This is a genomic window from Rhodoferax sp., assembly GCF_028714215.1.
Classification (GTDB): Bacteria; Pseudomonadota; Gammaproteobacteria; order Burkholderiales; family Burkholderiaceae_C; genus Rhodoferax.
Genome location: NZ_JAQTMS010000021.1, coordinates 45328 through 60394 on the forward strand (window position 1 = coordinate 45328; position 15067 = coordinate 60394).

A 15067-nucleotide genomic window follows, 5' to 3' on the forward strand; every position below is an offset into this window, starting at 1 on the left:
GGCGCCTGAAAGCCAGACCCGCAAGATAGCACTTCAATCAAGCGCTGTCTCAAGCTCATTAATTTCCTCACTTGCCGCTCTCCCCGGCCGACCAGTTCTGCGCCAGCACGCCGCCCACTGCCAATTGCAATGGATGGTAAATCATGATCGGCAACAGAATCAGGCCCAGCGCCGGGTGGGCGCCGAAGATCAGATGCGCCATCGGCACGCCGGAGGCCAGGGTTTTCTTGGAGCCGCAGAAGATGGCGGCAATGCGCTCTTCGAGCGGCAAGCCAAGCCACTGCGAGAACAGCCGGACCAGCGCCAGCATGAGAAAAAACAAGGCGCCGGTACCGACCAGGGTCTCTGCCAAAACCGGCAGGCCGTAGTGCGACCAGACCCCTTGTTGCACCGAGTCGCTGAACGAGGTGTAGACCAGGGTCAGAATGGTCAAGCGGTCCGCTAACTGGATCTTGGCCTTGTTGCGAGCGGCCCAGGCGCCCAGCAGCGGACGGCTGAGCTGGCCCAGCACCAGCGGCAGCAGCAGCCACAGCAGCAGGTCCCGGATCACCGGCGCCAGCGCGAAATCGACACCGCCACGGCCCAGTATCCAGGCCATCCAGAGCGGCGTCAGCAGCACGCCGATGAGGCTGGACAGCGTGGCGTTGAACAAGGCCACCGGCACGTTGCCGCGCGCCGCCACGGTCAGGGCGACCGACGAGGAAACGGTGGACGGCAGGGCACAGAGGTAGAAAAATCCGGTCTGCAAATCGGGCGACAGCCAACTGCCGCTGAGCTTCAGCAGACCCCAACCCAGCAATGGGAAGAGCAGGAAGGTGCTGGCCTGGATCAGCAGATGCACCTGCCAGCGCAGCGCGCCATGGCGTAGCGAGGCCAGCGACAGGCCCAGGCCGTTGAGAAAAAAGACCAGGGCGATGCCCAGCTTGTTGAGCAGCTCCGGGTGCAGCCAGCCGCCCTGGGCGCCCGGTCCCGGCCAGACGAAGGCCAGCGCCACGGCCGCCAGCATGCCCTTGAGGAACCAGTCGAACTTGAACTTCATGGCTCACCAGGCCGCCACGCTGCCATCGCTGCGGGGGTCTTCGCCGCCCTCGATCAGGCCGCCCGGATGCAGCACCAGGGCACCGGCATGGCCCATGCGCTCGTCGAAACCGTCCACCACCTCCACCGGATGCCCCATATCAAGCAGTGCCTGGATGACTTCCGGCGCGTAACGCGATTCAAGCTTCAGTGTGGTGCTCTGCTCGGCCCAGGTGCGCCCCAGCAGCCAGCGCGGCGCCGCCACGGCGGAGCGCACGTTATGGCCGCCCCAGAGGTAGCGGGCGAACACGGCGGCCTGGGTTTGTGGCTGACCTTCGCCGCCCATGGTGCCGTAGACCAGCAAGCGGCCGTCGTCCTGCGTCGCCAGGGCCGGATTCAGGGTGTGAAACGGCTTGCGACCGGGCTCCAGGCTGCGCAGCCGGTTGGGCGTCAGGTCGAAGGAGCAACCGCGGTTTTGCCACCAGATGCCGCTGCCCGGCAGCACCACGCCGCTGCCGAATTCGAAGTAGATGCTCTGGATCATGCTGACCGCGCGGCCGGCGCTGTCGATCACGCCCAGCCAGGTGGTATCACCGTCGGAAACCGGTGCCGGCCAGGGGCTGGCGTGCTGCAAGGGCACGGCCGCCGCCAGCGCCTCCAGGGTTTTGTTTTGCAGCAGCATGCCCGGGTCCACTTGCATGTGGGCTGGGTCGGTCACGTGCTTGTCGCGTACCTGAAAAGCCTGCTTGGTCGCCTCCACCAGCGCGTGGATGCCGGCGGCATTGTCCGGGTTCCAGCCGGCTTGGCGGATGCGGTCGTAGATGCCCAGTATCAGCAGCGAAGCCAGGCCCTGGGTGGGCGGCGCCAGGTTGTACAGAGTGGCCTCCGACAAGCGCAGTTGCAGCGGCGGCTGGACCCGGGCCTGGTGTTGCGCCAGATCGGCAGCCGTGAGTGGACTGCCGACAGCGGCCAGATCGGCGCCGATCTGCTCGGCCAGCTCGCCGCGGTAGAAGTCTTCGGTACCGGCGCGGGCCAACTGCGCCAGGGTGGCGGCCAGCGCCGGGAAGCGGTGGCGCTGACCGTAGCCCGGCACCGCCCCTTGATTCAGAAAAGCCGAGGCAAAACCGGGCTGCGCCATCAGTTCACCCAGCTTGCTGCGCGTGTTGTGCTCCTGGCTGTGGGTCACCGGAAAGCCTTCGTTGGCGTAATGGATGGCGCTCTCCAGCAGTCGTGCGAAGGGCAGGCGCCCGCCCCACTGGCTGCGGCTGTGTTCGTGGGCGGCGCCCCAGCCGGAGACAGTGCCAGCCACCGTGTTGGCGGCCAGCGGGCCGCGCCAGGGAATGCTGTTTAAGCTGCCATAAAGCTCGCGCCTGACCGCAGCGCCGGCGGCGCCGCAAGCGTCGATGGAAAGCACCGCCTGCCCCGGCGCATGCAGCAGCCAGAAGCCATCGCCGCCGATGCCGGTCATGTGCGGGTAGACCACCGCCAGCGTGGCGGCCACGGCGATGCTGGCCTCGATGGCGTTGCCGCCTTCGCGCAGGATGTCAAGACCGGCTTGGGAGGCCAGCGAGTGGGGCGCGACAACGGCGCCGCGGCTGCCGAGAATGGGCTTCATGGGGTGGTGTCTCCAGTTCATGTCTTGTTGTCAGGTGCCGGGCTGGCCCAGGCCGGTGCCAGCCGCGAGGTGGCGCTGCGGGCCGACAGCAGGTGAGCCCGCATTTGCCGGTAGCTGGTGATCACGTCGTGCGCCAGGATGGCCTCCACGATCACCGAATGTTCCTCGAACGATTCGCCCATGCGTTCCAGGTTGCGGAACTGGGTGCGGCGAAAAGAGCTGACCCGGTGCCGCAGACTCAGCGTCATGTCGATCAGCACCTGGTTGTAGCAGCCCCGGATGATGGTGGTGTGCAGTTCCAGATTCACCGCGTCGTAGCGGTCTATGTCGCCCGACTGCATGGCGCAGCGGCCCTGACGATGCAGCTCGCGCAGTTGTCGGCGGTCGGCCTCGCTCATGCGCAGGGCCGCGTGGCGGGCGCAGGTGGCTTCCATTTCGCCGATCGCCTCGAACATCTGGTCCAGTTGTTCGGAACTCATGGCCGCCACCACCGAGCCGCGGTTCGGGCGGCAGTCCACCAGCCCCATGGTGGCGAGCTTCTTCAAGGCCTCCCGCACCGGCGTGCGCGAGACCTGGAAACGGCTCGCCAGCATCACCTCGTCAAGCCGGCTGCCGGGGGCGAAATTGCCCAGCACGATCTCGTCGGCGATCTGTCGACAAACCTCGTCCGCCAGGCCGCCCCGGTTGCGCGTCATCTCAGGCGTTGGAACACTGCTCATGTAGTCTCCGGGAAAGGCAACAAGGGCTGCCAGCAGGCTAGCGACTGCGCACCCTGGAGGCGCAGTTCCGGTCGCTCGCGGTGACACCCATCGCTGGCCTGGTCGCAGCGCGGTGCAAAGGCGCAGCCGCTGGGCAGCGCGGCCAGATCGGGCGGTGCGCCGGGAATGGCCCGCAGCGGCCGGCCCCGGTGTTCGGCGCCGACGCTGGAAGCCAGCAAGCCGGCGGTATAGGGATGGCGCGGCTGTTGCACGATCTGGGCGACCGGCCCCTGCTCCACCACGCGGCCGGCGTACATGACGGCGATGCGGTCCGCCACTTCGACCGCGGCGCCGATGTCGTGGGTGACAAAAATCATGGCCATGCCGGTCTCGCGTTGCAGTTCGCGCAGCAACAGCAGAATCTGGATCTGCACGCTGGCGTCCAGCGCCGTGGTCGGCTCATCGGCCAGCAGTAGTTTCGGTTTACAGGCCAGCGCCAGGGCGATCATGGCGCGTTGCCGCATGCCGCCCGACAACTCGTGCGGATAGGCGTCGAAGCGCCGCCGCGCCTGCGGAATCTGGACCCGCTCCAGCATCTGCAAAGCCTGCTGGCGCGCGCCGGCAGAGGCTATGGCCGCGTGCGCCCGTATCACTTCGGTGATCTGCTGGCCTATGCTGTAGACCGGGTCGAACGCCATGCCCGACTCCTGGAACACCATGGAGACGGTGCCGCCCCGGTACAGTTCCAGGGCCTGACCTTGCAGCGCCATCACATCCTGCCCGGCGACCCGGATCTGGCCCTGAATCCGGGTTGTGCGTGCGGCATGCAGACGCAACAAGGTGCGCAAGGTGACGCTTTTGCCGGAGCCCGATTCGCCCAGCAGCCCCAGCACCTCGCCGGAACCGAGTTCAAAGCTGAGCTGGTTAAGCGCGTTGACGCTACGGCTGCCGCAAAACTGCACGCTCAGGTCCTGGATGGAAAGCAGCGGCGCCGTCACAGCACCAGTCCTTGAGTGGCGTCGCGGTGACCCGACAGGCGGTCGCTCATATGGCAGGCCACCTGGTGTTCAAACGCCGGTCCCAGCGCCATCAGCGCCGGTGCCCTGGCCGCGCAGACCGGCTGCGCATGCGGGCAGCGGTCGCGGAAGCGGCAGCCGTCGGGCGGGTTGATGGGGTTGGGCGGATCGCCGCTCAGCGGCGAAGCCTGGGTCCTCCGCGACGGGTCCATGGACGGCACGGCGGCCAGCAGGGCCCGGGTGTAAGGGTGGGCGGGGCGCTGGTAGATATCTTCCACCGGGCCGCTCTCGACGATCTGCCCCAGGTACATCACGATCACCTGGTCGCTCAGGTAATGCACCACATGCAGGTCGTGCGAAATGAAGAGGTAGGTGAGCTGGCATTCGGACTTCAATTCCTGCAGCAGGTTGAGCACCTGGGCCTGCACCGACTTGTCCAGCGCGGCCACCGCCTCGTCCAGGATCACCAGGCGCGGCGACAGCGCCAGGGCGCGGGCGATGTTCACCCGCTGGCGCTGGCCACCGGAGAGTTCGTGCGGATAGCGGGCACCGAACTGGCCCGGCTCCAAGCCGACGCGCGCCAGCAAATCGCGCGTCAGCAGGGTCGCCGCGGCCTTCGACAGGCCATGGATGCGCGGGCCGTAGGCGACGGTCTCGGCAATGGTCAGGCGCGGGTTGAGAGAGGCGAAGGAATCCTGGAACACCATCTGTAGGCTGCGCCGGAATTCCTTCAGTTCCAGGCCACCAAATTCGGCCACGCCCTGGCCGTCGAAAATCATGCTGCCGCTGTCGGGCGCCATGAGGCGGGCGATCAGGCGTGCGGTGGTCGATTTGCCGCAACCGGACTCGCCCACGATGCCCAGTGTCTTGCCCTTGGCAACCGAGAAGCTCACGCCATCGACCGCATGCACGAATTTGCGCTGGCGCTCCAGGGGATGGCCGCGCACCGCGAAGTGCTTTTTCAGATCTCGAACCAGCAGCAGGGGTTGCGCCGGGCCGCCCCGGTCCGGCACCGGCAGCGCGCTTGGAGTCAAGTTCTTCATCGACGAATGTCCATGGCCGAACGCACGCCGTCCGCCAGCAGATTGAAGGCAATTGACGTGACAAAAATCAGGGCGCCCGGCAGCGCCGCGACCCAGGGGTTGAGGTAGATCGCCGAGCGCAGCGTATTGAGCATCAGGCCCCACTCCGGTTCCGGCGGCTTGACGCCCAGGCCCAGGAAGGACAGGCCGGAGGCCAGGATCATGCTCACGCTCAGGAGGCCCGTGGCATACACGAACACCGGCCCCAGCACATTGCCCAGCACATGAACGCGGATGATGGAGAGGGCGCCGGCACCGCTCATGCGCGCCGCTTCGATGTAGTCGAGCTGGCGTACCTGGGTCGTGACGCTCTCGGCCACGCGCACCACCTGCGGCACGAAGACCAGGGTCAGTGCCAGCAAGCTGTTGCTCATGCCAGGCCCGAGGGCGCCCGAGATCGCCACCGCCAGCAGCACCGAGGGAAAGGCGTAGAACACATCCAGCACACGCATGATGAGCATGTTGACCTTGCCGCCCATGTAGCCCGCCAGCAGGCCGATGGAGGTGCCGATGCCGAAGGCCGCCAGCACCGGCAGCACGCCCATCAGCAGCGACAGGCGGCCACCGTACATCAGGCGCGAAATCATGTCGCGCCCCAGTTCGTCGGTGCCCAGCCAATAGCCGGCACTGCCGACCGGCAGCAGGCGGCGCAGCATGCTGGCCTTGTAGGGGTCGGCCGGCGCCAGCCAAGGCGCGAAGACGGCGGCGCCCACGATCAACAGCAGCACCAGTGCGCTGCCCAGGGCCACCGGGTCGTGGCGCAACTGGCGCCACACCACATGCCAGTAGCTGCGGCTGGGGCCGGCGGGCACGGTTGGGGAGAGAGGCATGGCGAGTGCGGTCGACATCGTTGTTTCGCTTTCAGCGCCGGCCCATGCGCGGGTCTATCAGGGGTTGCACCACGTCCACCGCAAGGTTGAGGACGACGAAGAACATGCACAGCACCAGGATGGTTCCCTGCAGCAGCGGCATGTCGCGCTGAAAGATGGCGGTGTTGAGCAGGAAGCCGGTGCCGGGCCAGGCGAACACGGTCTCCACCAGGATAGAGCCGCCCATCAGGTAGCCGACCTGCAGACCGGCGACCGCCAGTACGGTGGGCGCGGTGTTTTTGGCAATGTGAAGAAAGATGGTCCGGTCCGACAGGCCGCGCGCCCGCAGGGCCAGCACAAATTCCTGCTCCAGCATGTCGGCCACCAGGGCGCGCACGGTGCGCGTGATGATGCCCATCGGAATGACCGACAGGGTCAGCGCCGGCAGCACCAGGTATTTGAAATGCGCGCCGTCCCACCGCCATTCAGCCGAGCCGCCGGCACCGGCGCCCATGGCCGGCAGCCAGCCCAACGTGATGGAAAAGACGATGGTCAGCACCAGGCCCAGCCAGTAGTGCGGAATGCTGACGCCGATCACCGACAGCACGGTGGCGAGACGGTCGATCCAGGAGCCCAGCCGATAGCCGGCCAGGGCGCCCAGGAGGCAGCCGACCAGCACGCCGGCGAAAGCGGCGATGCCGGCCAGCAGCAAGGTGTTGCCGACCGCGCTCATGACCTCGCCGCTGACGGCCCGCCCCGAGGCAATGGAAGTACCCAGATCACCCTGCACGGCGCGCAGCAACCACAGGCCGTACTGAACCGGTATCGGACGGTCCAGCCCGTAAGCGCTTTTCAAGGCATCGATCACGTCGGCCGGCGCATCGGCCGGCGCGATGGCGTTGAGGGCATCGCCCGGCGCCAGATAGACCAGCGCGAACGACAGCACAGTCACGCCCAGGGCGATCGGGACGGCGTACAGCAGGCGCTTGAGCAGGTAGGCCAACATGAGGCGTGTTTCTCGATCCGGGCTGTGTGATTACATGCGCAGGGTGGTCAGGTCCTGGAACCAGTGCTGCGCCTGCACGAACTCCTTGACCTTGGGCGACATGGCGTGCGGATTGACGTCATGCACCACCCACAGCATCAAGGCATCGTCCACCATGCTCTGGTGCACGAAGGCCAGCAAACCGTCCTGCACTTTCACATCGAAAGTGGTGCGAATCTTTTCCAGCGCGGCATCGACCTTGGGATCGTTGTAGCCGCCCCAGTTGACGCCGTTGGGCGCCACGTAGCGGCTGTCGGCGAAGCGCGTGATGGCGTAGAACGGGTCGGCCGTGACGTAACCCAGGTTGATGGCCGTGATGCCCTTGCCGGCGTTCATGTCGGCCTTGGCGCCGCTGCGCCAGTGCAGGTAGAGGTTCTCCAACTCCACCACCTCGAAGGTCAACTGGATGTTGATCTCAGCCAGGCTCTGCTGAATGAATTCGTTCATCGGCAGCGACAGCATCTGCCCGGTGCCGCCCTGGGCGATGATCACCTTGGCTTTCAGCGGCTTGGCCTGGCTGTAGCCGGCCTGGGCCATCAGGGCGCGGGCGGCGGGCAGGTCGTAGCCGAGCTTGAATGTGGGTTTGCCGAACCAGGGATTGGTGACATCGACCTGGCCCATGGCCGGCGTCGCCAGGCCGCCCATCAGCTTGACGATGGCAGCGCGGTCGATTGCCAGGTTGGCCGCCTTGCGGACACGGATGTCGGCCCAGGGAGAACCCGGCTGGGTCGAGAAATGGTAGGGCCAGACGTGCGGCGTGACGTTTTGCACCAGCTTGAAGCCGGCACTCTTGATCTGCGGCAGCACATCCGGCGGCGGCGTCTCGATGATGTCGACTTGACCGCTCAGCAGGGCGTTGACGCGCGTCATGGCGTCGGGGATGGGCAGCAGCACGATGCGGTCGGTCTTGGCGATGCGGGTCTTGTCCCAGTAGGCGGCGTTCCTGACCAGATCGGCGCGCTCGCGCGGCACCAGCTTGTCGAGCTTGAAGGGCCCGGTGCCGGACGGCTGCATCGCCACCTTGCTCCAATCCTTGCCCAGCTTTTCCCACTGGCTGGGGCTGGAGATCAGGAACCAGGGCAACTGGTAGGGAAACAAGGCGTCGGCATTCTTGGTCACGATCTCGACGCTGTAGCCGTCAAGCTTGCGGTAGGACGCAATGGAGGGGATGCGCGGGCGCACCTGGGCGCTCTGCTTGGCGTCGAATTGCGGCGACTTGTCGGCCAGCACCTTGTCCAGATTCCAGATCACGGCGTCGGCATTGAACTCGGAGCCGTCGTGAAATTTCACCCCTTTGCGCAGGGTGAAAGTCCATTTCTTGTTGTCCTTCTCGTCTGCCTTCCAGGCCGTGGCCAGGCCGGGAATCAACTTGCCGGGGCGGGTACCAATGTTGGCCTCCCAAGCTACCAGCGGGTCATAGAGCGTATGGCCGGTGAACTGGTAGGCACCGGCACCGCGGTCCGGCTGGCCGGTGGTGAGGGGAATGTCGGCCATCGAAATCCCGTAGCGCGCCACGGTCTCGGCATGCAGACCGCCGTGCAGGGCCAAGGCCAGGGGTAGCGTCGCCAGCCAACGAAACAGTGGCCTGCTTGAGTGCGTCATGTACATCTCCAGAAGTTGCGAAAGAACAAGCTGGAGATTGCATGTAATGTGCCAAACGGTCAGGCCGCAGGAAATGTATTTCGCAAGTGACTGTCAATGCTGGACAAAACCCTGCAATGTTTATCCGGAGGCGTGCTCCCCCCTGTTCGGGGCGCCCGGAAATCTTGCATGCAAGTGCACCGAGATGGTCATTCAAGCACCAACTTTGTATCCAAATCAGCGCATCGCAAATCGACTCAATGCAGCGGCTGCTTTGTTGCCTGAGAGTGATGCTTGCCCTTGGTGCTGAGCGAGCGGTACTGGGCCGTCACTTTGACTTTCTGTGAGACTACCGCTTGACACCAAAGCCGCATCAAAGCACCCTACCGCGCGAGCAATTTAGTCCACCGACCCAAAGCGGGCTTAGGCCACCGTGAATTCAACTGCTTATAGCAGTCATTCAGGAAGTTCGGCATTCTTGCAGGCTGAATGTCCCGAGTGCAGTAAAAACAACCATAAGATCACATCTTTGGCTTTGTAATTTGGTACCGTCAAATGAATCTAACGGTGGCTTTAAACGGGAAGTCGTATATAAGCTGGACAACACTTCGCAAGCACTGCCATTCGCCCCTCTTTGTGAGTGGTTTCGGTCCCGGGCAGCGCCGTTCCAGCGGTGCGGGGCTTTGGAACCGAAGAGGAACTAACGACGAGAGCGCCAGCTAAGACTGATTGACGAAGGAATCAGAGAATGTGTCGATTGTGGCAAAAGTAGGATCAATACAACACGGCCTTGAATTGGCAATTCAGACCGCGACGGCAAAGGAGCAGCTATTGCCCGGAATGGTGAATCGATCCGCTGAAAGACAAAGGTTGGAACTTTCACCGGATGAGGTCGACAGACTCTCAGCAGCCATTCTGAGTTCAGCAGGCGAGGTACTCAATCTTGATCTTGACTTGCCCTGCGGCCTCGGGGCTTCAGAAGCTGAGGTGCAAGTGAATGTCCAGGCGATTCTTGACGACATTTCCTTGTCAATGGAGCAGACCACGGAGTCGATAAGTCTAGCAATCTCCGAAGTCGTCCCTTCGGTGCTAAAAGAAGTCGCCAAGGGAATAAGCAACAAGCTTTCCGAATGTTCCGTTCAGCACGCCGACGAACTGTCTCGATTGCACGCGAACAGAGTCAAATCTGTTGAACGTTTGTGGGGGCCCGCATTGCAGCGCTTGGAATTCCTTCGACACATTGTCTGTGAGTGGGGCGTTAATGCTCAGGAAACGCGCAAGGGTTGTTTTTCACAGCCAAGCACAGCCGTGGCTCTTGAAAGACTCGTTGCACGTGTTTACGAGGTCTCTGGGGAAATCGTAGTGCTTGCCACCCAGGGCTACGCCGACGGTGCACTGGCGCGATGGAGGACTTTGCACGAGATCTGTGTCGTCGCAATGTTCTTGGCCTTGCGGACTGATCGATGCGCGGCGATGTACCTCTTGCACCACAAGGTTGAGGAGCTTCGACTTCTGCTAGCTGACCGTGCAAGTGGTACGTCGAGCGTTCTGGCCATCCATCGAGACCGGTACGCGCGCGAGCTCCGCAGGCAATGCGCGTCTCTGGTTGCGAAATTCGGGGCAGCTTACGGCGGGGACTACGGCTGGGCCGCCATAGAGCTGGGTCGCGCACGGGTGACTTTCCGCGACCTCGAGGAGCACGTTGGACTTGAGACATTGCGGCGAGGCTACCAACAGGCAAATGGCGCGGTACACGGGGGCGCCCTTGCCACGCTCACTCGAATTAGCCTAGGGCCACTTGCAGATCATCGTCCCGATATGCCTCCTGCCTATGGGTGCGAAGTGGCAGCTAGCTACACGCTAGCTTCACTGACGATGTTGATTGCCGAGTTGTGTATCGGCACAGAGAGTGCCGACTTGCTCGCCATGAACCTGGTGGTGCAGAACTGCGCGACCGAAGTTAGAGCAATAATTGACCGCTCATTGGAGCGCATCTCCAAATCCTCGCCACGAGCTCGCATGCTGATGCGCAAGGAGCTTCTTATGGCTCAAAAGAGAAAACTTCACCCAAAGTTTCGGCGCTAACTTTGCTGGAGCGCCTCACCGTCACTCATTCACGACTCCTTGCAGGACCCCGAAGTCAGCAGACCCAGCCAGCTGCTGTAGTGCTTGAACGACCACTGGCCCTCGAAGCGGTCCAGCGTGATGACGCTGATGTCGTCATCCTGGGCCACACCTGCATCCCGAATCAGCACCGAAAACTCATGGTCGCTGGAGCGCAATACCTCGACCTTGTGTCCCTCGGTCTGGTAGATCAGGCTGCCCTTGATTTGGGCCGTTCGGGTCAGCACGGAAAACACTTCATCCAGAATCTTGGCGTCGCGATTGGTCACCGCTTGGACCTTGACCTTGCCCGGCGTCTTCTGGGCGCCGTCCAGCACCTTGCATTCGAACACGCCGGCGCCATGCGCGCTGCCGGCCAGTATCAACGCCATCATCAGTATCAGTTTTCTCATGCACTACCCGTTGTTTTGATTTCAGACCCGACTCAATGTACAGGATCGGGCAACCCTGTCTATGATGGCGCAATGTGCAGCCACTATCAAGCCCCCTCGGTTTCTCTCGCATGAACACGGTTTCTGTTTTGTTTGTCTGCATGGGCAATATCTGCCGCAGTCCGACCGCCCACGGGGTGTTTCGGCACAAGGTGGGGCTGCGCGGCTGGTCTGACGCGGTCGCGGTGGATTCCGCCGGCACCCACAACTACCATCCCGACAGCCCGCCGGATGAGCGCTCGCAAGCCCATGCGGCCAAGCGCGGCTACGACCTGTCGGACCTGCGGGCGCGGCAAATCCAGGCGGCGGATTTCGAAGCGTTCGACCTGATTCTGGTGATGGACCAGGACAACCTGGCGCTGGTGCGGGAGCAGTGCCCGGAGCCCCATCTGCACAAGGTCCGGCGCCTGACCGAGTTCTGTCTTCAGTTCGACAGCCCGGTGGTGCCAGACCCGTATTACGGCGGCGCCAAGGACTTCGAGCAGGTGTTGGACCTGGTGGAGGATGCCTGCGATGGCTTGCTTCAGCAGTTGTCACGGCAAGAGCAACTTCAGTGAAGGATCGGCAATGGAATTGTTACAGGGCTTAAGCAGCCGGCGCAGCGTCCGCGGCTTCAAGTCGACCCCGGTGCCCGAGGAGGCGCTGCGGGCGATTCTGCAAGCGGCCATTCGCAGCCCCTCTTACACCAACACGCAACCCTGGGAGGTGGCGGTGGTCAGCGGCCGCAAGCGCGATGCGCTGAGCCAAATCCTCTACGACCTGGCCAGTGCCGGCACGCCCAGCAGCGCCGATGTACCGGCGCCCACCCAATGGCCGCCGGCCTTGGCCGGCAGGGCCGCCGAGCACAGCGCGCGCCGGTTTCGGGTGCTTGGAATCGAGCGCGACGATGCCGACGGCAGGAACCAATTGCGGCTGCAGAACTACCGCTTCTTCGGTGCGCCGTGCATTATTTTTCTCTTCCTGGACAGCACGCTGGGCGACTGGTCGACGTTCGATCTGGGCTTGTTCGCGCAAACCCTGGCGCTGGCGGCGCACGGCCTGGGTTTGGGCACCTGCCTGCAGGCGTCCGTGACGCACTACCCGGTTGCCGTTCGCAGCTTTCTGGACCTGCCCCCGAGCAAGAAACTGGTGCTGGGCATTTCACTGGGCTATCCCGACCCCGCCGCCCCGATCAACCGCTACGAGAGTGCAAGAGCGGGCCTGGATGAGATCGTGAAGTGGTACCGCTAGGCAGCCCGGCGCGCCGGGATCGCGCCCTCTTGCCGGAGTTGACAACACGCAGCTTGTTGTCGAAAGCGGCTTGCACGCGCGTTTGAAAAGGAGTAGCGTGCGCGTTGGGATGTGCCGAGCTGGAGGTAAAACCTGAACCGGCCGGCCTACCCGCTCTAAAGTAGGAGACTCGCTATGTTGACCCTGCATTTACCGAGAAAATTTGAGCAAATCAGCCAAACCCTGAAGAGCACCGATCCCACCGCCTGGATCGTTTTGGGCATCGCCGGCGGCTTGTTGATCACGATTGTTGCGGCATCCTTTTTTCGTTGATTCGCTTTGACGCAAGCAGGCGAAAGTCTCTCTTGCCGGCTCCCGGAAGCGACCCCTTCGGGAAGCCAGTTGAGACTTGAATCTGCGTCAGGCTGGGGGCAGCAGCCGACCCTTCACCGGAACGGTAATCATGGCCAAACGCGCTTATCCCCTGCCCAAGGTTTACGGCCTGCTTGAGCCGGGGCCGGTGTTGTTGCTGACCACCTCGCACGACGGTCATGCCAACGTGATGACGCTGTCGTGGCACACCATGATGGAGTTCGAACCGCCGCTGGTGGGCTGCGTCGTCAGCGGCCGCAGCTTCAGCTTCGAAGCCTTGCAGGCGACGCGGCAGTGCGTGCTCAACATTCCCGGCGTGGAACTGAAGGCGGCGGTGGTGGGCTGCGGCAACAGCTCCGGCCGACGGGTGGACAAATTCAAAACCTTCGGCCTGACGACGATGCCGGCGGAGTTGGTCGAGGCGCCGTTGATCGCCGACTGCTACGCCAACCTGGAATGCCGTGTCATCGATGCGCGGCTGGTGAACCGTTACAACTTCTTCGTGCTTGAAGTGATCAAGGCCTGGATAGACCCGACCTGCAAGGACCCGCGCACACTCCATCACCGGGGACGCGGCGTCTTCATGGTGGCCGGCGACAGCATCAAGCTGCCATCGAAGATGAGGTAGCCGCCGGGGGTGGCCAGCCGCTGCAACACCGGGTCCTTGAAGGCCCGGAAAGGGGCTTGCGCAAGGGCCGCGACGGCAAACCTTTGGTTACCCTTTTCTTCATGTCCGCCGGGGGGCGGGCTCTATATTCCGACAAGCAAATACGGCGCCGTCTTACATCGGACGAAGCGGGTCGTCGGTATGCTGTTCAAACGGGACGAGTGCGCGCCCAGTGCGTCGTCCGCAGCGATAACTATTTTCACGAAAGAGGTGTTCCATGAAGTTTCTCAAGCATTTGCATCTGGCTCTGGGAGGTCTTCTGGTGGCAGGTCTGGCAGCCTGCGGTGGCGGTGGCGGCTCCGCCGACAGCGGCACCTTGCGTCTGGCGCTGACCGATGCCCCGGCCTGTGGTTATGACGCCGTCAAGGTCACGGTCCAGAAAGTCCGCGTGCACCAGAGCGCCAGCGCCGGCGACGCGGACGCCGGCTGGTCCGAGGTGGTGCTGAACCCGGCCCGGCGCGTGGATCTGCTGACGCTCACCAACGGCGTGCTGGAGGAACTCGGCCAGACCCCGCTGCCGACCGGCAAATACACCCAGCTCAGGCTGGTTCTGGCCGATAACAGTGCCGCCAATCCGTTGGCCAACTCGGTCACGCCCAGTGGCGGCAGCGAGGTTGAACTGAAGACGCCCAGCGGCCAGCAATCGGGCGTCAAGGCCAATATCGATATCGACATCGCTGCCAACAAGATGGCCGATTTCGTGCTCGACTTCGACGCCTGCAAATCGGTTGTCACGGCGGGCAACTCGGGCCAGTACCTGCTCAAACCGGTGGTCAGCGTGATTCCGCGCTACATCTCCGGCGTTGTCGGCTTCGTCGCCACTGCCCTGGCCAACGGCAACACCAGTGTGTCATTGCAGCAAAACGGAGTGGTTGTCAAAGCCACCACGCCCTACAGTAGCGGCGTCGACATTGGTAAGTTTTTGTTGCAGCCGGTGGCTCCCGGCAGCTACACCCTGGTGCTGACGGCACCCGGGCGCAGCACGGCCGTCGTCACCGGCGTCACGGTGGTCGCGGAAAGCGTGACCCCTGTCAACGCCATCGGCACGCCGCTCAACCCGGCGGCTTCCGCCAGCGGGACCGTAACCGGCACTGCGCCGGCGGACACTCTGGTGCGCGCCCTGCAGCCCCTGACAGGCGGCCCCACGGTTGAAGTCGCGGGTCGCCTGGTCGACGCCAGCACGGGCGTTTACACCTATCCATTGGCTGTCGGCGCCCCCCTGGTGGCACCCTATGTTGCGCTACCGGGTGTGCTGCTGTTTGCTGCCGATACAGCGGTGGCCGGCAAGTACACACTCAACGCCAGCCTGACCGGATTCGCAGCCAAGACAGCCGTGCTGGGGACCTTGAGTTCCGGGGCCACGATCACCAGCAATTTCACTTTCCCTTGAACCATCAGGAG

15 protein-coding genes are annotated in these 15067 nt (G+C 63.7%); 6 read left to right on the forward strand and 9 right to left on the reverse strand.

What is annotated here, in order from left to right:
• Positions 1-67: 67 nt before the first annotated feature.
• The 8 genes from PHS32_RS11360 to PHS32_RS11395 are packed head-to-tail and all read right to left on the reverse strand — an operon-like array spanning position 68 to position 8884.
• Complete coding sequence (locus tag PHS32_RS11360) at positions 68-1039, reverse strand: bile acid:sodium symporter family protein (protein WP_301079073.1); 972 nt, start codon at positions 1037-1039, stop codon at positions 68-70.
• A 3-nt stretch (positions 1040-1042) separates the two neighbouring features.
• Positions 1043-2632 (reverse strand): gamma-glutamyltransferase family protein, encoded by a 1590-nt coding sequence (locus tag PHS32_RS11365; RefSeq protein WP_301079074.1) that lies wholly within the window; start codon positions 2630-2632, stop codon positions 1043-1045.
• A gap of 17 nt (positions 2633-2649) precedes the next feature.
• Complete coding sequence (locus PHS32_RS11370; RefSeq protein WP_301079075.1) at positions 2650-3351, reverse strand: GntR family transcriptional regulator; 702 nt, start codon at positions 3349-3351, stop codon at positions 2650-2652.
• A complete protein-coding gene (locus tag PHS32_RS11375; RefSeq protein WP_301079076.1) occupies positions 3348-4328 on the reverse strand; it encodes an ABC transporter ATP-binding protein in 981 nt (326 codons plus the stop codon). Before PHS32_RS11375 ends, PHS32_RS11370 begins: the two co-directional genes overlap by 4 nt.
• Positions 4325-5389 carry an oligopeptide/dipeptide ABC transporter ATP-binding protein gene (locus PHS32_RS11380; RefSeq protein WP_301079077.1) on the reverse strand — a complete coding sequence of 355 codons (1065 nt, stop codon included), beginning with the start codon at positions 5387-5389 and terminating at the stop codon, positions 4325-4327. Before PHS32_RS11380 ends, PHS32_RS11375 begins: the two co-directional genes overlap by 4 nt.
• A complete protein-coding gene (locus PHS32_RS11385; RefSeq protein ID WP_301079078.1) occupies positions 5386-6276 on the reverse strand; it encodes an ABC transporter permease in 891 nt (296 codons plus the stop codon). Before PHS32_RS11385 ends, PHS32_RS11380 begins: the two co-directional genes overlap by 4 nt.
• A gap of 13 nt (positions 6277-6289) precedes the next feature.
• Positions 6290-7243: an ABC transporter permease gene (locus tag PHS32_RS11390; RefSeq protein WP_301079079.1), complete on the reverse strand. Its 954-nt coding sequence runs from the start codon at positions 7241-7243 to the stop codon at positions 6290-6292.
• Between the two features lie 30 nt (positions 7244-7273).
• Positions 7274-8884: an ABC transporter substrate-binding protein gene (locus PHS32_RS11395; RefSeq protein ID WP_301079080.1), complete on the reverse strand. Its 1611-nt coding sequence runs from the start codon at positions 8882-8884 to the stop codon at positions 7274-7276.
• A gap of 708 nt (positions 8885-9592) precedes the next feature.
• Between PHS32_RS11395 and PHS32_RS11400 the strand changes: the two genes are divergently transcribed.
• Entirely contained in the window at positions 9593-10948 is a 1356-nt protein-coding gene (locus PHS32_RS11400; RefSeq protein WP_301079081.1) for a DUF5677 domain-containing protein, read from the forward strand.
• Between the two features lie 29 nt (positions 10949-10977).
• Here the strand turns inward: PHS32_RS11400 and PHS32_RS11405 are convergent, their stop codons facing one another.
• Positions 10978-11379 carry a hypothetical protein gene (locus PHS32_RS11405; RefSeq protein WP_301079082.1) on the reverse strand — a complete coding sequence of 134 codons (402 nt, stop codon included), beginning with the start codon at positions 11377-11379 and terminating at the stop codon, positions 10978-10980.
• Between the two features lie 110 nt (positions 11380-11489).
• On the opposite strand from PHS32_RS11405, the gene PHS32_RS11410 reads away from it, so the two are divergent.
• From PHS32_RS11410 to PHS32_RS11430, 5 genes are all read left to right on the forward strand, one after another.
• Positions 11490-11975 (forward strand): low molecular weight protein-tyrosine-phosphatase, encoded by a 486-nt coding sequence (locus tag PHS32_RS11410; RefSeq protein ID WP_301079083.1) that lies wholly within the window; start codon positions 11490-11492, stop codon positions 11973-11975.
• A gap of 10 nt (positions 11976-11985) precedes the next feature.
• Positions 11986-12648, forward strand: a complete 663-nt coding sequence (locus tag PHS32_RS11415) for a nitroreductase (protein ID WP_301079085.1) — start codon at positions 11986-11988, stop codon at positions 12646-12648.
• Between the two features lie 174 nt (positions 12649-12822).
• Entirely contained in the window at positions 12823-12960 is a 138-nt protein-coding gene (locus PHS32_RS11420; RefSeq protein WP_301079086.1) for a hypothetical protein, read from the forward strand.
• 130 nt (positions 12961-13090) lie between these two features.
• Positions 13091-13627, forward strand: coding sequence for a flavin reductase family protein (locus PHS32_RS11425; protein ID WP_301079087.1), 537 nt, complete (start codon positions 13091-13093; stop codon positions 13625-13627).
• Positions 13628-13883: 256 nt separating this feature from the next.
• Positions 13884-15056, forward strand: a complete 1173-nt coding sequence (locus PHS32_RS11430; RefSeq protein ID WP_301079088.1) for a DUF4382 domain-containing protein — start codon at positions 13884-13886, stop codon at positions 15054-15056.
• Positions 15057-15067: the final 11 nt, after the last annotated feature.